Source organism: Oxalicibacterium faecigallinarum, from assembly GCF_014635705.1.
In the GTDB taxonomy this organism is placed as follows: Bacteria; Pseudomonadota; Gammaproteobacteria; order Burkholderiales; family Burkholderiaceae_D; genus Oxalicibacterium; species Oxalicibacterium faecigallinarum.
This window is the reverse complement of sequence record NZ_BMDI01000001.1, coordinates 701,979-720,083: the sequence shown is the minus strand read 5'-3', so window position 1 is coordinate 720,083 and position 18,105 is coordinate 701,979. Positions and strand designations below refer to the sequence as shown.

The following is an 18,105-nucleotide window of genomic DNA, read 5'->3' as shown; positions in this document are numbered from 1 at the left end:
ATGCTCAGTGATGCTTCCAAACCTTCACTGACGAAATAAGCAGAATAGCCGCCAGCAGTGGTAGCAACACGCCGTTAGGTACGACGCCTACCAAATGCCCTCCAATGGCAGTTCCAACCAACGAGCCAGCAGCCATGTATGCCACGAACGCTTTGTTTTCTTTGATGATGCTAAATGCAGCATCTTTGCTGAAGCGGAAAAATGCTACGAGCATCGTAGGTAGACTGATCGCCAGTGAAAGACTGCCAGCTAGCTTTATATCCACTCCGAATAGCAAAATGAGCATAGGGATTAGCAACTCACCCCCAGCCACACCCATAATGGCCGCAACAACACCGATCCCGAATCCAGCGATGATGCCCGCAACTATCAGTGCTGCGCCTTTGAACAATGGCTGAGTGGTTGCTGCTTGGTGCCCAAAAAGCAGGACCAACGCTATCAAGACCAACATGACTGCCAAAGTCTGATAGAGCGTGCGGTTTTTCATCTTGACTGCCCAACTAGCGCCCATCCACGCGCCTATCAAACTGCCGCATAAGACATTTGCGACGGTCATCCAATTCGTCATTAACAAATCGAACGGCACTGCTCCTGCGCGGAATATCAACGCTGAAGACACCACTACCAAACTGATTGTTTTGTTTAGCATGACTGCAGAGATGGCTGCGAAACCGAATAAACCGATAAGTAATGGCAGCCTAAATTCGGCACCACCCAACCCAATTAATCCGCCCAATGCTCCCACCGCTGCACCGGCAGTGAAAATAAGAAATGCGTTCTGAGCATGATTTGATCCATGTGGGCGGTCAGGAAAGAGCGATGACATCTGAGAAATTCCGATATAAAATAATTTATATATCGAAGTATAACCAGAACCAATGCCAAATATGAAGACAGAATTGGAAACAGACCTCAAACAGCCCCATCCCAAATTCAGGGTATCGATTGATCATGGAATTGCTATAGGACCTGGTAAAGCTGATGTTTTAGAATGGATCGCTACGACTGGCTCACTGGCAGCCGCAGGCAGAGAGATGGGCATGAGCTATCAGCATGTGTGGACGCTTGTCAAAGCGATGAACGAACACTTTGTTGAGCCACTTGTGGAGAAAAAGCGCGGTGGTGCTGCTCGTGGTGGTGCAAGTCTTACTCCTACGGGTCACAAGGTTCTTGATCTGTATCGCGCTGCACAAAGCGATGCCGCCGATGCAATCGGCAAATATTTGCCGATGTTCGAACAACTACTGAACGATAAAGTTAGCCGCTAATCAATGGCGAAATGATGAATATTGGAAAATTGCGGGATGCCCTTGAGAAGAATCAAATCCTCATCTATTTCACGGCAGTTATAGTGGCCGCAGCGGTTGCAGTACTGCTCACTGGTACGACTGCAGCAGAGAGCGCAATTAACCCTGCGTTGGCATTCATGCTCTTCGTCACATTTTTACAAGTGCCTTTAGCGGAACTTGGTCAGGCTCTCAAGCAAGTTCGCTTCTTAATTACACTGCTTATCGCAAATTTTTTACTGATTCCGCTACTCGTCTTCGCTTTGGTCGGTTTTTTCTTGGAAGATCCGATGCTTCGCTTGGGAGTAATGCTGGTGCTGCTGGCTCCATGCATTGATTACGTGGTCACATTTGCCCATTTGGGACGTGCTGATGCGCGATTACTATTGGCCTCCACGCCAATATTACTCATTGTCCAAATGGTGATGTTGCCTGCCTATCTAAGTTTAATGCTCGGCAGCGATGTGGGAAGTTACGTCGAAGTAGGCCCATTTCTCCATGCATTCGTCTGGTTAATTGCAGTTCCGCTTTTGCTTGCTGGAGTCACACAACTTTTTGCCAAGAAAAGAGATTCTGGAAAATATATAGCAGATGTCCTAGGTCTGACGCCTGTTCCAGCCACTGCCCTAGTACTGTTCATTGTGATTGTCGCCGTGCTACCGCAGCTTGGGCCAGCAATGGAAGCGGTTTGGCAAGTTTTACCAGTTTACGTTGCCTATGCAGTTATTTCTCCCCTTATTGGTTGGTGGGTAGCGCGGCGGGCAAAGCTCGAGGTTTCGTCTTCTAGATCGATTGCCTTCAGCGCTGCTACCCGAAACTCGTTGGTGGTATTACCACTTGCATTAGCCGTGCCTGGCGCAATTCCCGTCCTACCCGCGATCATCGTGACGCAAACGCTTGTGGAGCTGGTTAGCGAGCTGGTGTATGTACGCGTGATTGCAACATGGGGGGATGGACAAGGAAAAAGAGCAGATATTTAATCGTTGGAAGGATTACTTAATGGGATGGTTTTATCTAGTACTCGCCGGAATTTGCGAAATTTTCTATGCGGCTGCAATGCCTAGAACCGATGGATTTACGAAACTTTGGCCTAGTCTATTTTGCGCGGTGTTCATTGGCTTGAGCATGTATCTTCTCTCCCTTGCGACACGTTCTATACCGGTTGGAACAGCTTACGCGGTGTGGGTTGGCATCGGCGCTATTGGCACAGCTATCTATGGCATCGTTGCTTTGGGTGAAGATAAAAGTTTTCTAAGAGTCGTCTGTTTCGGCCTGATTCTAGCTGGCATAGTCGGACTGAAATTGGTATCTCATGAACGTCATTAAACAAGCACATTGAATCAGTCATTATCAGTGTCATAGGCATCAAAAATTATGAATGTATTCATAGATACGGAATTCACCGACTTTCTGGACCCTCAACTTATTAGCTTGGGTATGGCTTCCGAGTACGGTGAAGATTTCTACGCAGAAGTGCCGTACTCCGATCATGCGTGCTCTGCCTTCGTTCGGGAAGGAGTGATCCCTCTGTTACGCAAAATTCCGCATGCCTACTATTCGCGCCCCAATCTACATTTAGAGATCATCAAATGGTTAGAGATTGTGCGTCGAGACAAAGAGGATGTGTATATCTGCGTGGATTACCAGACCGATTGGGATTTGTTTTGTGATGTGCTGGATTACCGCGTACCACCATGGTGTCACTACAAATTAGTGAGTAACGAAATCGTCGAACTCATGCTTTACGATTTTTTCAAAAACTCTAAATTGCCGGAGCATCATGCACTTTACGATGCGCAGGCGAATCGCCATGCTTACCGCGCATCGCTCTCAAAATAAAAAACGGTCATCGTTTTGTCATATAATTCAATTATTATTGAAATGTGGAATTATGGAAATGAAGGATAGTTTGATGAAAGATTCACAGGTCATTGCAGCGCTATCTGCCCTAGCTCAGGAATCACGTCTTGGGATTTTTCGTGTTCTGGTTCAATGCGGGCCGGAAGGCATGGCCGCTACCAAGATCGGCGATCACTTATCAATACCGCCTTCATCGATGTCGTTCCATCTCAAAGAACTGACCCATGCTGGACTCATCTCCTCCCGTAACGAGGGCAGATTTGTTATTTATTCAGCAAATTTTCAGACCATGAATGGCGTGATCGGCTTCCTCACAGAGAACTGCTGTGGCGGCAATGTATGTACACCTGGGTCGACATGCACCACTGAGTCTGCAAGTCAGTCTTGAGCTCCAAACCAATTTCAATCAAGGATACTTTTATGAGCAATACAGACGCCACAAAGACATACAACGTGCTGTTTCTCTGCACAGGCAACTCTGCCCGCAGCATCATGGCTGAAGCTTTTTTGACCTCGATCGGTAAAGGACGCTTCCGTGGCTTCAGCGCTGGTAGTCATCCAGGAGGAACCGTCAATCCATTCGCGATCGAACAGATCGCAGACACCGGCTACCCGATTACGAACCTGCGCAGCAAGAGCTGGGATGAGTTTGCGGCTGCTGATGCGCCGCAGATGGATTTCATTATTACCGTCTGCGACAACGCTGCTGGTGAAGTCTGCCCGATCTGGCCTGGCCATCCTGTGTCTGCTCACTGGGGCTTTGAAGATCCAGCAGCGGCTGTCGGTAGCGACGAAGAAAAGCGTGCGGTGTTCTCCAAGGTCGCGAAGCAGATCGTTTCGCGTATCAATCTGCTTAACAATCTGCCGATTCACCAGCTCGAAAAAACAGCGATCAAGCACGAGATGGACGCGATCGGCTCGAAGCACTCATAGCAACAAGGGGCGCACATCGCCCCATTTTTATCTTCTATCTTCCAGTCACCAAGGACGTTCCGTGCTTACCGCTTTTCTGGTTTTTCTCATCACGCTTACCCTCGTTATATGGCAACCCAAAGGGCTCGGCATCGGCTGGAGCGCAATAGGCGGTGCCTTAGCAGCGTTGGTACTTGGGGTAATTCAACTTTCGGATATTCCAGTCGTATGGAACATCGTCTGGAACGCGACGGCCACTTTCATCGCCATCATCATCATTAGCCTGCTGCTCGACAAGGCAGGATTCTTTGAGTGGGCAGCCTTGCACGTAGCGCGATGGGGCAGCGGCAGCGGTCGCAAGCTGTTTGTATTGCTGGTCTTACTTGGTGCAGTTGTCGCGGCCTTGTTTGCGAACGATGGTGCCGCTCTGATACTGACGCCCATCGTCATTGCGATGCTGCTTGCCTTGAAATTCTCAGGACGTGCCACGCTGGCATTTGTGATGGCAGCTGGATTCATTGCGGACACAGCCAGCCTGCCGCTTGTCGTCTCCAATCTAGTGAACATCGTCTCGGCAGATTATTTCGGCATCGGATTTGCGCAATACGCGGCTGTCATGGTGCCGGTGAATGTCATCTCGGTCGGCGCAACTTTGCTTGTGCTGTATTGGTACTTCAAGCGCGATATTCCTGCCAGCTATGCAATTAGCGATGTCAAAGAGCCTAGCAGTGCCATTCAAGATTACGCGACATTCACAGCCGGTTGGTGGGTGCTAGGTCTGTTGTTGATCGGTTTCTTCTGGCTTGAGGATGCGATCGGCGTGCCAATCAGTGTCGTTGCCGGAGTCGGTGCTCTGATTCTCTTGCTGGTAGCTGGGAAGGGACATGTGATCTCGACACGCGCTGTCATTCGGGATGCGCCCTGGCAGATCGTTTTCTTCTCTTTGGGAATGTATCTGGTCGTTTATGGCTTACGCAATGCAGGCCTGACAGATTATCTCGCTAATCTGCTGAACGAATTTGCGCATTACGGCGTATGGGGTGCGGCGCTGGGAACAGGCCTCCTGACCGCGATACTGTCTTCGATCATGAATAACATGCCGACAGTACTCATCGGTGCGCTTTCGATTGATGCCAGCAATGCTGAAGGTGTGGTACGCGATGCAATGATCTACGCCAATGTCATTGGTAGTGATTTGGGTCCTAAGATCACGCCGATAGGTAGCTTGGCGACCCTGCTTTGGTTGCATGTGCTATCGACCAAAGGCATCAAAATTACGTGGGGCTACTATTTCCGAGTCGGTGCAGTGCTGACCTTGCCAGTACTTTTCATCACGCTCTGTGCATTGGCCATAAGGCTCAGCATCTAAAGATGCACTTATCTAGAATTCCACATTAGAAACGGTAAAAATATGCACGTGAAGATATTTCACAACCCTGATTGCGGGACATCAAGAAATACGTTGGCACTCATCCGACATGTCGGTATCGAACCTGAGGTCGTTGAGTACTTGACTAGCCCGCCTGCGCGGGACGAACTACGCTTAATGATCAAGAAAGCGGGGTTATCTGTTCGAAATGCGCTGCGCCAAAAAGGTACGCCGTATGCAGAGCTGGGCCTAGATAACCTAGAGATCGACGATGACGCATTACTGGATGCAATGATGGCGCATCCGATTTTGATCAATCGCCCGTTCGTCATTACGCCGATCGGCACACGGCTATGCCGACCGTCTGAGTTGGTGCTGGACATCTTGCCTCCTTCTCCAGCCAAAGCATTCATCAAGGAAGACGGTGAACTTGTCATTAACGATCAAGGGCAGCGCGTTGCGCATTCAACAGATGGACTTCCGAATATCTCGCAGGAGCTTTTCCGGCAACCACAGGAAACCGACTTGTTGGCACAAACAAGAGCAAGTCATCGGCCTCGGTTCCTGTTGTTGTATGGATCTGTCCGTGAACGTTCTTTTAGCCGTCTGGTAACAATGGAAGCAGCCCGACTACTCGAAACGATGGGGGGTGAGGTCAGGATTTTTGATCCGAGAGGCTTGCCATTACCTGATAGCGAAACCGAATCTCATCCAAAAGTGCAGGAGCTACGAGATTTGGCACAATGGGCAGAAGGCATGGTCTGGTGCTCGCCAGAGCGTCATGGTGCTATGACCGGCATTCTCAAAGCGCAGATCGACTGGATTCCACTTTCAATCGGAGCCGTGAGGCCAACTCAAGGAAAGACACTTGCCGTCATGCAGGTCTCTGGCGGATCTCAGTCTTTCAATGCCGTCAATCAAATGCGAATCTTGGGGCGCTGGATGCGTATGATCACGATCCCGAATCAATCTTCTGTGGCTAAAGCGTTTCTGGAGTTTGACGATGCTGGCCGGATGAAGCCATCCGCTTACTACGATCGTATCGTTGATGTGATGGAAGAACTGTTCAAATTTACTTTAATGACGCGAGATGTTGCCGATTACCTAGTTGACCGTTACAGCGAGCGCAAAGAAAGTGCTGAAGAGCTAAGTAAGCGCGTTAATCAAGCATCGATATAAGCCATCTAATACCGGATCGCCAGTTCCCCCTCACTCAAGAGGAACTGGCAGATCAGTATGATTACGACAGTACTTTGAAGATCTCGTTTTCTTCGTGTTCACGCTTTTGTTTCTTCTAAGAGATTCTCCGCTTAGCTCAAGGAGATAAGAGCTATGAGCAATCCGATCCATGATTGCATCCGCGACCGTTTTATTATCCAGCTCATCATGCCAATGACTTATCGGAAATTGGCTGGTAATGATCATTGACCTCATACCCAAACGTTTATCGACCAGCTCCAGCAAATCGTTTTGGGCTCTTTTCGATAAAGGCTCAATCCCCCAGTCATCTAGTATCAGCAAATCAATCTTATTGAGCTGCTCAAGTCGCAAACTGAAAGATCCTGACGCTCTTGCAGAAAGCAGTGATTCCATCAATATGGGAACGCGATAAAATTGGCTAGACAACCCCAGTCGGCATGCATAATTGGCCAGCGCACACGCTAACCAAGTCTTACCCGTACCGGTTGGCCCTGTGATTACTAAATTATGCTGCTTCCGCACCCAATCCAAAGTGGATAGCGAGAGCATCAAGGCCTTGTCTAATCCACGTGGCGATCGATAATCAATATCTTCGATTGAAGTGGTTAGTGGAAGTTTTGCCTTTTTTAAGAGTATCTGCAGGCGTTTGTTTTCCCGTACAGTCGTTTCATGATCCACCATGTTGCGGACACGCTGCTCGAATGGCATCTCATGCATTGTTGGATTTCCAATTTCGACCATAAAGTTCGTCTATTCGCAGATAGGCATGCAAGATCTTGCTGACCTTGCATGATGAAAATTTGCGCGATCGCACAAGTCACCATAAGCAGGATGAGTTGCGTGAAATCTGATACGGAGACATCGTGAAGGATGTCCCCGTGTGGAGTCAGATGAACAAAACTCTTGGTGGTCGGAAGGGCGGAGGGGGCGAGGAAGAGAGTGCGTGAATAGCGTAGCCACTATATTGAATAGAACGGCCGTGGGGCTCGTTATGAAGACTAAACTCTTCAATCAAAAATAACGACATATGGCTAGCTGCATGTAGAAGCTCATGTTCAACCGCCTTGTAATTACCGTTACGTAAAGAAGGTTTGGAGTTATGCGCAGAATCTTCAAGATAGGCGATTCCGCCTAACTCTTTAGTTAGCCAGCGAGAGTCTTTGTCCCAAATGCTTACGTTTGTCGTGAAAAGAACGGCAAACGTCATGATAAAAACTATGAGCCGCCTCATCGTGATGCATAAGTCAGGAAAACGAAACATATTCAGATGGATCTATTTATCGCGTAAGAGATCTATTGCACAGCGCATTGGCTATCCACATCATCCCAGTCAATTGCGATTGTCGCGTGTTGAATTCCGAACTTCTTATCGAGCTCTTGTTCGACTGATTTGACAGTAGATCGAGGATCAGCAGCTGGCTTTAATGCTATATGCATCGTTGCCAAGGTACTTCCAGATGTCAGAGACCATATATGCACATGTTTAACCTTTGCGACTGTTGGTATTGTTTCCAATATGTGAGTCTCAATGATGGATGCACTTAATCCGCTAGGAGCACCTTCAAGCAATATATGAAGAGAATTCTTCAGCAGCCTCCATGCACTATTCAAAATCAGTAACGAGACGAATACCGACAAGAGTGGATCAATAGGTGTCCAGCCAGTAAAGTAAATGGCAATTGAGGCGGCAATCGCTCCAATGGAACCAAGCAAGTCTCCCATAACGTGTAATGCAGCGCCTTTAATATTTACGTGCTCGCTATCTCCACGTGTCAAATACCAATAGACCGCTATGTTAACGACTAAGCCAATAGACGCTACGATAAACATTGGTCCAGTGAGAATTTCTTTCGGTTCAGTAAATCGCTTCACTGCTTCGTAAACGATCCAAAAGAAAATGATGAAGAGCGTGAGCGCGTTTAAAAATCCTGCGATAACTTCAAATCTTCCGTAACCAAAGGTACGTTTGATATCAGCAGGTTTTCTTCCTAGTCTAAAAGCACCGTAAGCCAAAGCGAGTGACATGGCATCGGTAAGCATATGGCCAGCATCTGCGATGAGCGCCAAGGAGCCTGAAATGGCGCCGCCTACCGCTTCCACCACCATGAAACTAAAGGTAATGACGAATGCGATTAGTACTTTACTTTCATTCGCATTGCTACCATGAGAATGTCCTGCGTGAGATTGTCCGTCGTGATCATTCATTTCAAACCTCTAAAGAGAGTTTTCTATCGGGCTAAAAGTTCTTTCTAAGGCACTTCTTTCAAACACTGTAATGCTTCATATGTCATTGCCTGCATGCGCTGAGAAGATCAAGTTCTCTACGATAGGTATGCGTTTGTGCATTGAGCATTCCGATCACAGTATGAAAGTAATTGTCATGCGATATCAAAGCGTCTTCCTTTCTTTGATTTAGGCAAGCAATAGATGCACCTGTCTGGTCTTGCATCTTGTCAGACATCCAGAGGATCCAAGGAATTTTTTTCTGAGTTTCAGGTGCGAATACATAAGGAAGCCCATGTAAGTAGATATTTCCTTCACCTAATGATTCGCCATGGTCTGAAACATACATCATGCTAGTGGCCCGATCTTTGTAAGTCGTGTCTAGCCACTTAATCACGTTTTTCAGAAAGTAATCGGTCTCGAGAATGCTGTTGTCATATGCGTTCATGACAGACTCTCTGCTACACGACTGTAAGTTGGCGGATTTGCACTCGGGAAGAAATTTCTTGCGCTCAGGCATAGAACGCTTAAAGTAGGCTGGTCCGTGACTTCCCATTTGATGCATCACAAGGACGATTCCGTGCTTTCGTCGATCAGCTGGAAGTGTATCTATACGCTCTTTCAAATTTTCAAGCATGAAAGAGTCCTGGCATGTTCCGTCTTGTGTGCAAAATTTAGATGATGGATTGGGGATCGCCTGCTGGGTAGGAATGCGCTCGCATACCCCTTTGCATCCCGATTGATTATCTAACCATAGGACAGCCATGCCCGCACGTTGAATAACGTCTAGAAGATTTTCATAATCTGCTTTACGACTCAAGTAGCCTTCACGTCCAAGATTGGAGAACATGCATGGAATCGACTCTGCAGTGCTGGTGCCGCAAGACCATGCATTTTCTGCAGAGAACAGATTTTTCTCCTGAGAGAGTAGCGGAGTCGTTGTTCGTTGATAACTGTTTAACGACAAATTTTGGGCGCGCACAGTTTCACCGACGATGAGAATCATTATAGGTGGCTGTTCTTCTTTCTTCAGCTCAGATAGCCTTACGTCCTCTCCCAACGTCTTGAATTCCTTGGGACTATTAATCAATGGTTCTACGCCCAATTTCGTGAGGGCATAAAACGAATTAAGTGGGTTGATCAAATAGCGCACCTGTGGATGGTTTCGCATAGTCGAGGAGAATGGCTGGTATGCCATAAGCAGAACAGCAACTAACAGCGCTAGCGCTCCTAAGATGATTCCGATTTGTTGGAGTAATGCGAGTTTTATCGTTCTTGGTCTGATATTTGCAAACCAGATGATCACGAGCGGTGGACCAGACAGCAATAGCAATGTTATTGGCAATCGAATGTCTAGGAGATCCTTAACTTCACGGACATCGGTTTGGATTACATTTCTGATCATCCCAGTGTCAATCACAATCCCATATGTCAACATGAAGTAACCGCCAAATCCTGCAGCAACAGTACTTAGAGCAAGCACTGGCTTAAGAAAAACTCCCCATGCCAGCACTCCTAATGCAATTGCGTTAAGCGATGCGATGATGATGGAGAATGAAAAAATGAAAATCCAGTATTGACTTCCATGGTTATCCGGCATCAGCGTGAGCGTTCTCCATAACGGAAAATTTGCGATCGTCGCGAGCCAAATGCTAATAACGACAATTAAGCCAATGGGCGTGTTTAACCACGACGCCATACGTGGATGCATGCGTTTGAGCATTGATATATGACTGATACGATTTGGCTTGCTTCTCTAATACGGATAAAAAATGCTATCCGCTACTAGATGAGCAGCTTCTCGATCAGCTCCGACAAATTGATGAATTGGGACCAGCTATTTTTTATGGTCTTGCAATGGCGCTCGATAGTTTTCGAGCAAATAGAGTGGACGTCTCTTACTCTCTATAAAAAGTCGTCCAAGGTATTCACCAATTATTCCAATGGCCATCAACTGCAATCCACCAAGAATCATTACTGTCACAATCAATGTCGGAAATCCCTTTACATCATCTCCAATAATCAATGTTTTCAAAAAAAAGTAGGCGGCATATAAGAACGCCATACCCGCGCACATCACCCCAACGTAACTTGATATTTTTAAGGGCGCGATAGAAAAGCCTGTAATACCTTCGAGGGCAAAATTCCATAAGCGCCAGTATTTCCATTTAGACGTGCCGGCAAATCTTGGTTCTCGGTTGTATTCCAGTGTGACTGAGTGATACCCAACCCAGGCAAACAGACCTTTCATAAAGCGATTTCTTTCTTCCAGAGAATTAATCGCATCAACAGCTCTACGACTCAGTAATCTGAAATCTCCAACGTCTGCAGGAACAGGAACATCGCTTATACGATTAATCAGGCGGTAGAAGATATGCGCCGTGGCCTTCTTCATCCAAGATTCACCGTGACGCTCCAATCGTTTCATATTGACAATATCAGCACCGCTTGCCCATGCGTATGCCATGGCAGAGATGAGCTCAGGAGGATCCTGTAAGTCCACATCAATAATGACGACGGCATCTCCTGTTGCCAGTTTTAATCCGGCACTCATCGCTTCTTCTTTACCAAAGTTACGAGTAAAGCTCGCCACACCGACGTTTGTTGCGTTGTTACGGATACCTTCCAGGATCAATCTTGATCGATCAGTACTGCCATCATTGACATAAATTACTTCCCAGTTCCAAGGTGAGCTGTCTAAAGCTTTTTTTAGACGTGTATGAAACGGGGTGATCATTACTTCTTCGTTGTATAGCGGGACAACAACGCTAATTTTTCGTGCAGAGACTATGTCCGCAACCTGAACTGGATATTCGGTTTCCATCGTGACTTCTCATGTTCTGAGCATGACCACTGACATGCATGTTTCGAATGAAACAATGCCATTTTTGTTAGGTCATTACAGATTGATGTAATTAAGAATCCGAATCGTGGTTTAACGATCGAATTGACTATGCGAGAGGAATTCCAGCGCGGTAAGTGAATTACACGCGGCTCGAATTAGATGGTGATGCGAGGAGGGCGGAGAGGAGGTTTAGTAGAGGTGAAAGCGACGACTGTTGAATACAAGACGTGCTTTTTTGACTCTGCTAGCGGCAAACGAAAATCAAATGCTTCTTCCCCCCAATAAAGTGGGAGGTGACTGGCCGCATGTAGTAGCTCGTGTTCTATGGATAGTGAATCGTGAACTTGCGGTTTCGCCACGGATTCAATATCGTGAAGCACTATGTATTCATCCGCCCATTCTTGCTGTTCAACGTGCGAATGCTGTTCCAATTCTTTGAGCAGCCAATTTGAATGCTCATCCCAAATACTCACATTCGTCATAAACAAAAAAACGAATGCGAGGGGAAGGATAAGAAATTTGGAGACCAATTTGGTCATGAGCTGCGTTGTCCGACAGATTACTGGGAGGTACGAATAGGCGAAGAATACACCAAATATTTGATTACAATTTCTATTTAATAAAAATCGTTCTCAATGCATTGCATTCTCGATAACTTTCAATCGCCTTCTTTTGGAAAGCATAGGTCGAAGGACGTGATGCCGTCGTGTGAGCAACTGACTTTTACGCTGCCATTATGTAAATTCATAATGGAGCGCACAATTGCTAGCCCAAGTCCGGTTGAGGTTGCAGCGTTTGAGCGCGCTGAATCAACACGATAAAAGCGATCAAAAAGATGTTCGATATGATCCGCTGCTATGGCATTTCCTTGATTTTTAACTTTGAGAATTGTTTGATTATTCTCTGTGACGGTCATGATTTGAATGACAGAATTAGCGGAAGCGTGTTTTATGGCATTTGCTACCAAGTTATGCATGGCACGGCGCAGCAGAATTGGGTCTGCATATATGTTTCCCGTAGCGTGTATTTCGATAGATAGTCCAGCCTCATCCGCAATACCTTCAAAATACTCTGCGATTTTGCTCAATTCTTCATCACAAGAGAGACTCTTTTTCTTAAGTACGATATGTGTGTTTTCTGCACGAGCAAGGAAAAGCATGTTGTCGACCATGTGAGACAGCCGTTCATACTCCTCGATATTTGAATCTAGTAACGCTTGATAGTCTTCTACACTTCTCGCCTTAGATAACGCAACTTGAGTCTGCAGCATCAAATTATTTAGCGGTGTTCGGAAATCATGCGCAAGGTCCGCAGAAAACTGATTCAATCGCTGAAAGCTGCCATTTAGGCGATCCATCATTTCATTAAATGCGAGCACTAGTTCAGAGAGTTCCTGCGGAACTGATGACGTATCTAGATGCGTATCCAAACGATGCGCTGTAATTGATTTAGCTTTATTCGCCATGCTTCGAATCGGTAGCAAGCTACGTCGAGCAAGGATAAAGCCTGATAGGGCCGCTATGAGCGTTCCACAAATGGAGGCGAGCCAAACTTCGATGTAATACGACTTCAATAGTCGCATGCGATCCGAGGTGGTGCGCGCCACGATTAATTCAACGATGTCACCGTTCCTAGTCCTTCCTTGAGCGCCGATGGCACGGGCAGTTAGGCCAGCTGTGGTATCGATCATCTTGATTGAGTTTTCATTAACCTCGCTATTAAGCGGGATGAGCGGGATGGTTGGAACACCACCTTGTTCCTCATTCATGTGCAGTACAACGGCACCAGTTTGATTCTTAAGAAGAAGGATCAAGTTATCGTGACTGGCTGCGGCATCCCTAAAAGAATGAGGGTCTCGTTGAATATCGGCGATTGAGTCTTTTTCTGCTGCGAGGTGCCGCATTACAGAGATTTTCCCGATTAATTCCTGGTCATCGCGCCATTCGAGTTTTACAGAGAGTGATTTGTAAAGATAGGTACCTACGCCAGCAAAGGTAACGATCGCGACCAAGGCAAATAAAATGCCAAGTTTGGTTGTGAGCGATTGCCTTCTTAGGGAGGTCATTCTTTCTCCTCCAACACATAGCCAATGCCTCGTGCTGTATGAATCAGTTTCAGAGGGTAGGGGTCATCCAACTTTGCACGAAGTCTTCTAATGGCGACATCCACTACATTGGTGTCACTATCAAAATTCATGTCCCAGACTTGAGAAGCGATCAATGTTCGAGACAACACCTCACCTGGCCGTTTCGCCAACAGAACCAATAAAGAAAATTCTTTTGCCGTTAAATCAATACGGTCTATGCCACGTGTGACGCGGCGTTTTAGAAGATCAATTTGAACGTCTGCGATCGCAATATGCTCAGATTCTCTTGATGGTCCGCGCTTTAACAGGGTTCGTATTCGTGCGATCAACTCCATGAACGAAAAAGGTTTGATTAGGTAGTCATCCGCACCTAGTTCAAGTCCCTTTACGCGATCATGCACATCATCACGGGCGGTTAAGAACAAAACTGGCGTGTCCTTGGTCTTTCTTAGCTCGCCAAGAACTTGCCATCCGTCTAATCCTGGCAACATGACGTCAAGCACGATGAGATCGTGTTCTGAGTGTTGGGCCTCATGCAACCCATCCACTCCATTTTTCGCCCAATCAACAATGAATCCGGCCTCCATAAGCCCTTTGCGAAGATACTCGCCAGCTTTATGTTCGTCTTCAACTAGAAGAATGCGCATAATTCATCTCATTTGTAGAAAAACGTATTTCACCTCATTACGACCAAAGTTTCATTACAAAGTTGTAATCGTCGTGTCATGTTGACGTCGGCATCCGCTTCTTAGAATCACTTCTAACGATACATAGCTTCAAAGAGACCAAGCAGTATGTATCGCTCTGAAAAGGCCCAGAACAAGCGCCTAAAAGACTAACTAGGAGTGAACCATGAAAGCCAAATCGAAAGCTATTCTTGCTGTACTGGCCGCATCCGTCGTCTCAATGGCGCCTCTCGCGCAGGCGGGGAGTGTAGATAATTTTCCAGTTATTCCTAAAGCGGAACAACAGAAAACGCGTGCAGAGGTGAAGCAAGAGTTGAACGAGGCTCGCCAGCATGGGATGCTGTCTTCAAATGACAGCAATTACCCAATGAAGGTACAAAAGCCACAATCGAAATCGCGCGAACAAGTTAAACAGGAACTGAAACAGAGCCTTAATAATGGTGAGAAAAAAGAGCTTGAGAGATTTTATCGCGGTTAAGCTATCGCTAAATTGACGCAAAAATGCCGACTTTACAGGTCGGCATTTGAAATTCTGGGCAGAACAAACCACAAATTAAATTTTTCGTCGTAGAATCTTGGCCATGTTGCGCAAACTTTTTATCATCAGCATTATTTGCTTTCTGCCTCTCCAGATGGTTTGGGCGGCGGCTGGTAACTATTGCTCGCATGAAGAAGGTTCTGCTTCTCAGCATTTTGGACATCATGACCATGTTCACAAGTCATCTGAATCAGGTGACTCTAAATCCACTAAAGCTAAAGTGGATCCAGATTGTGGCTATCATAGCCATGCCGGATTCCTTTCTGTGCCTATCACGTCACAGTCGCTTCCACTCTTAAGTTTCAATGACTCTCCGTCTACTGAAACAATTTTTCATATTCAATCGCTCCAATCTTCCTTAGAACGACCTAAGTGGAGTGCCGCCTTTACGGCGGCGAGCTGATCAACCTTAGAGAGATTCCTCTTTAAGACCTGCCAGTCTCGCCGGATTCATAACTGTCTTCACAGGAGAATTCGATGGGACGTCTTGTCCTGCCGCTTGGATTGGCGGCATTACTACACCTCAATCCGTTATTTGCTCAGAACAATGTCGTACAGACTGCGCCTGCTGTTGTCATTTCACAAAATGAACAAGCGTCAGCCTTAACGTTGGAGCAGGCCAAGAATTTGGCCATAGAAGCCAATCCAAGCCTTGCAATTGCAAGAAGAGAGCTTGAAGCGGTTGCCGCTGCGCGTATTCAGGCCGGCGTTTTTCAAAATCCACAGATTTCTATGGATGTGGAAGATACACGACCTGCAACGCGTACTACGACTTACACGATTGGTCAGCCGTTCGAGCTTGGGGGAAAGCGTGGTGCTCGGATTGAGAGCGCGGAGCGTGCACGCGATGTGGCAGACGCTGAACTTTCCATTCGGATTGCAGAGGTTTTTGGCACAGTCAGTCAAACTTTCAATGAGGTTCTGACAGCACAAGAGCGACTACGGTTAGCCAACGACTCAATGAAATTGGCCACTAGAGGTCTGGACGTTGCGAGCAAACGTGTACTCGCCGGCAAGATATCGCCTGTTGAAGAAACGCGTGCACGCGTTGCTGTTTCAGCCGCCAAGATCGAGTTGGATCAAGCCTCTTCAGATTTAAATAATGCACGGCGTCGTCTTGCGGCTTTATGGGGAAATCCAACCCCAAATTTTGTAGAGGTGCGAGGCAATCTTGATTTACTTCCGCTGTTGCCAGATCTGAATAATCTTAATGACTTGCTTAATGATTCTCCTCAATTTACGCGGTCGCGATTAGAGGTGCGCCGCACAGATGCGGTTGTAAAGCTAGCGGAAACGAAGCGTTATCCGGACATCACCATAAGTGGTGGCGTTCAAAAAGATTCTGCAGCGCGCAGCAATATTGGCGTGGTCGGACTGGCAATAAATATCCCTATATTTGATCGAAATCAGGGTGGGATCTTAGAAGCCCAACGTCGTGCCGACAAGGCGCGTGACGAGCAATTCGATACTGAAGTGCGTATGCGTAGTGAACTTGCGCAAGCGCATCAACGCTTAAAGACGGCCTTAAATCAGGCTAAAGATATTCGATCTGAAATTCTCCCAAGCGCTCAAAGTGCATTGAATGCGACAACAACTGGATTTGAATTAGGGAAGTTTAGTTTTCTTGAAGTACTGGATGCGCAACGAACATTGTTCTCGACTCGCATTCAATACATCCAAGCGCTCAGTGAAGTGCAACGTGCCGTATCTGAGATTGAAACCATGATCGGTCCACAAATGACACCACTCGCCCAATCTCAAGCTATCGGGGACAGGAAATAATCATGAAACAGAATCAGAAATTCGCCATTATCGGCATCATCCTTGCGACTATCGCGCTTGCTGCTCTTGTCTACTTCACTACCGGAACATCAGATTCAAAATCAAATAAGGAAGATGCTCATCAGCATTCTGAAGACGAAGGAAAAGATAGCAAGTCCAAGTCGGAAAAAGAACATAAAGCAGGCGATGGAGACAACCACGCAAAATCAAGCGATGGAAAAGATGACGGTCATGGTCATTCGGACTCAGATGGTGATGACCATTCTGCCGAGGAAGCGGAGGCAGATGCTGTTTCAATAACTGAAGAGGCGATGAAGTTATCGGGAGTAGAAACAGAAAAAACCGGTGAAGCCATTCTGGAATCGAAGTTAACACTGCCTGGCGAAATCCGATTCAATCAAGATCGTACTGCGCATATTGTTCCTAGAGTAGATGGTGTCGTAGAGAACGTTTACGCAGAGCTTGGGCAGCAGGTTAAGAAAGGGCAGCTGCTGGCGACTATCGCCAGCACAAGCGTCTCTGAAATGCGTAGTGAGGCACGTGGCGCACAAAAGCGTCTAGCTCTCGCCAAGATTACCTACGAGCGTGAGAAAAAACTTTGGGAAGAAAAAATCTCTGCGCAACAGGACTATTTGCAGGCAGAACAAGTTTATCAAGAGGCTATGATCGCAGCACAAAATGCGAGCCAGAAGCTGATTGCTATCGGTGCAGATACAAACGGATCGACTGCAATGAATCGCTTTGAACTTCGCGCTCCGTTCGATGGCATGCTCGTCGAGCGACATCTTTCTATGGGAGAGGCCGTAACTGCAAGTACGAACGTCATGACGCTTTCGGATTTGTCTAATGTATGGGCGGAAATCGCGGTACCTGCAAAAGAGCTGAATTCAGTTCTTGTCGGCATGTCGGTGAAGGTCAGGGCTACATCCTTCGAATCTGAGGTGATGGGTAAAGTCTCTTATGTTGGCTCCTTACTTGGAGAACAAACCAGAACGGCGACAGCACGCGTCACATTGCAAAATCCGAAGTTGTCTTGGCGTCCAGGTCTATTCGTAAATGTAGATATCGTTTCGAGCGAAACGAAGGTGCCTGTCACGGTAACGTCCGATGCAATTCAAAGCGTGGAAGAACGGACTGTTGTTTTCGTTCGTACTCCTGATGGCTTCAAAGCGACACCTGTGGAAACGGGGCGCACTGATGGAAAACATACCGAGATCAAGAAAGGTCTCGAAGCTGGAACTGTCTATGCATCAAAAGGTGCATTCATCCTGAAATCCGAACTCGGCAAGTCTACTGCCGAACACGCACACTAGGAGAA

At 46.9% G+C, this 18,105-nt stretch carries 20 protein-coding genes and 1 pseudogene; 13 read left to right on the top strand and 8 right to left on the bottom strand.

Features of this window, described 5'->3' with window-relative positions:
• Positions 1-4: 4 nt before the first annotated feature.
• Complete coding sequence (locus IEV29_RS03545) at positions 5-916, bottom strand: sulfite exporter TauE/SafE family protein (RefSeq protein WP_188379881.1); 912 nt, start codon at positions 914-916, stop codon at positions 5-7.
• Here IEV29_RS03545 and IEV29_RS03540 point away from each other — a divergent pair.
• From IEV29_RS03540 to arsH, 9 genes and pseudogenes are all read left to right on the top strand, one after another.
• A complete protein-coding gene (locus IEV29_RS03540; RefSeq protein ID WP_188379880.1) occupies positions 888-1,268 on the top strand; it encodes a winged helix-turn-helix domain-containing protein in 381 nt (126 codons plus the stop codon). The genes IEV29_RS03545 and IEV29_RS03540 overlap by 29 nt on opposite strands.
• Positions 1,269-1,282: 14 nt before the next feature.
• Positions 1,283-2,266 (top strand): arsenic resistance protein, encoded by a 984-nt coding sequence (locus tag IEV29_RS03535; protein WP_373868082.1) that lies wholly within the window; start codon positions 1,283-1,285, stop codon positions 2,264-2,266.
• Entirely contained in the window at positions 2,238-2,612 is a 375-nt protein-coding gene (locus tag IEV29_RS03530) for a DMT family transporter (protein ID WP_373868081.1), read from the top strand. The genes IEV29_RS03535 and IEV29_RS03530 overlap by 29 nt, the downstream gene beginning before the upstream one ends.
• A gap of 111 nt (positions 2,613-2,723) precedes the next feature.
• The gene (locus IEV29_RS03525; protein ID WP_373868080.1) at positions 2,724-3,125 is read left to right on the top strand and encodes a hypothetical protein; all 402 of its coding nucleotides are present in this window, start codon (positions 2,724-2,726) and stop codon (positions 3,123-3,125) included.
• A 73-nt stretch (positions 3,126-3,198) separates the two neighbouring features.
• Positions 3,199-3,534: an ArsR/SmtB family transcription factor gene (locus tag IEV29_RS03520; protein WP_188379878.1), complete on the top strand. Its 336-nt coding sequence runs from the start codon at positions 3,199-3,201 to the stop codon at positions 3,532-3,534.
• A gap of 32 nt (positions 3,535-3,566) precedes the next feature.
• Positions 3,567-4,079, top strand: a complete 513-nt coding sequence (locus tag IEV29_RS03515; protein WP_188379877.1) for an arsenate reductase ArsC — start codon at positions 3,567-3,569, stop codon at positions 4,077-4,079.
• Positions 4,080-4,140: 61 nt separating this feature from the next.
• Complete coding sequence (locus IEV29_RS03510; RefSeq protein WP_188379876.1) at positions 4,141-5,427, top strand: arsenic transporter; 1,287 nt, start codon at positions 4,141-4,143, stop codon at positions 5,425-5,427.
• A gap of 42 nt (positions 5,428-5,469) precedes the next feature.
• Positions 5,470-5,802 (top strand): annotated as a pseudogene (gene arsC, locus IEV29_RS16115) (arsenate reductase (glutaredoxin)); the annotation flags it as partial.
• Positions 5,803-5,913: 111 nt separating this feature from the next.
• Positions 5,914-6,606, top strand: coding sequence for an arsenical resistance protein ArsH (arsH, locus tag IEV29_RS16110; RefSeq protein ID WP_268234301.1), 693 nt, complete (start codon positions 5,914-5,916; stop codon positions 6,604-6,606).
• Between the two features lie 30 nt (positions 6,607-6,636).
• On the opposite strand, the gene istB is transcribed toward arsH, so the two are convergent.
• The 7 genes from istB to IEV29_RS03470 form a co-directional block, all read right to left on the bottom strand.
• Positions 6,637-7,344, bottom strand: a complete 708-nt coding sequence (gene istB / locus IEV29_RS03500; protein WP_229726205.1) for an IS21-like element helper ATPase IstB — start codon at positions 7,342-7,344, stop codon at positions 6,637-6,639.
• A gap of 576 nt (positions 7,345-7,920) precedes the next feature.
• Positions 7,921-8,832: a cation diffusion facilitator family transporter gene (locus IEV29_RS03495; RefSeq protein ID WP_188379873.1), complete on the bottom strand. Its 912-nt coding sequence runs from the start codon at positions 8,830-8,832 to the stop codon at positions 7,921-7,923.
• An 82-nt stretch (positions 8,833-8,914) separates the two neighbouring features.
• Positions 8,915-10,549 carry a phosphoethanolamine transferase gene (locus IEV29_RS03490; protein WP_188381052.1) on the bottom strand — a complete coding sequence of 545 codons (1,635 nt, stop codon included), beginning with the start codon at positions 10,547-10,549 and terminating at the stop codon, positions 8,915-8,917.
• A gap of 138 nt (positions 10,550-10,687) precedes the next feature.
• On the bottom strand, positions 10,688-11,674 hold the full coding sequence (locus tag IEV29_RS03485; protein ID WP_188379872.1) for a glycosyltransferase family 2 protein: 987 nt from the start codon (positions 11,672-11,674) through the stop codon (positions 10,688-10,690).
• A 176-nt stretch (positions 11,675-11,850) separates the two neighbouring features.
• Positions 11,851-12,234 carry a hypothetical protein gene (locus IEV29_RS03480; RefSeq protein WP_188379871.1) on the bottom strand — a complete coding sequence of 128 codons (384 nt, stop codon included), beginning with the start codon at positions 12,232-12,234 and terminating at the stop codon, positions 11,851-11,853.
• 119 nt (positions 12,235-12,353) lie between these two features.
• The gene (locus tag IEV29_RS03475) at positions 12,354-13,760 is read right to left on the bottom strand and encodes a heavy metal sensor histidine kinase (protein WP_188379870.1); all 1,407 of its coding nucleotides are present in this window, start codon (positions 13,758-13,760) and stop codon (positions 12,354-12,356) included.
• Complete coding sequence (locus tag IEV29_RS03470; RefSeq protein WP_188379869.1) at positions 13,757-14,428, bottom strand: heavy metal response regulator transcription factor; 672 nt, start codon at positions 14,426-14,428, stop codon at positions 13,757-13,759. The genes IEV29_RS03475 and IEV29_RS03470 overlap by 4 nt, the downstream gene beginning before the upstream one ends.
• Positions 14,429-14,633: 205 nt before the next feature.
• Between IEV29_RS03470 and IEV29_RS03465 the strand changes: the two genes are divergently transcribed.
• The 4 genes from IEV29_RS03465 (at position 14,634) to IEV29_RS03450 (ending at position 18,100) form a co-directional block, all read left to right on the top strand.
• A complete protein-coding gene (locus tag IEV29_RS03465) occupies positions 14,634-14,945 on the top strand; it encodes a DUF4148 domain-containing protein (RefSeq protein WP_188379868.1) in 312 nt (103 codons plus the stop codon).
• Positions 14,946-15,048: 103 nt separating this feature from the next.
• Positions 15,049-15,408: a hypothetical protein gene (locus IEV29_RS03460; RefSeq protein ID WP_188379867.1), complete on the top strand. Its 360-nt coding sequence runs from the start codon at positions 15,049-15,051 to the stop codon at positions 15,406-15,408.
• A 74-nt stretch (positions 15,409-15,482) separates the two neighbouring features.
• Positions 15,483-16,787, top strand: coding sequence for a TolC family protein (locus tag IEV29_RS03455; RefSeq protein ID WP_188379866.1), 1,305 nt, complete (start codon positions 15,483-15,485; stop codon positions 16,785-16,787).
• A 2-nt stretch (positions 16,788-16,789) separates the two neighbouring features.
• Positions 16,790-18,100, top strand: a complete 1,311-nt coding sequence (locus IEV29_RS03450) for an efflux RND transporter periplasmic adaptor subunit (protein WP_188379865.1) — start codon at positions 16,790-16,792, stop codon at positions 18,098-18,100.
• The last annotated feature ends 5 nt before the right edge of the window (positions 18,101-18,105 follow it).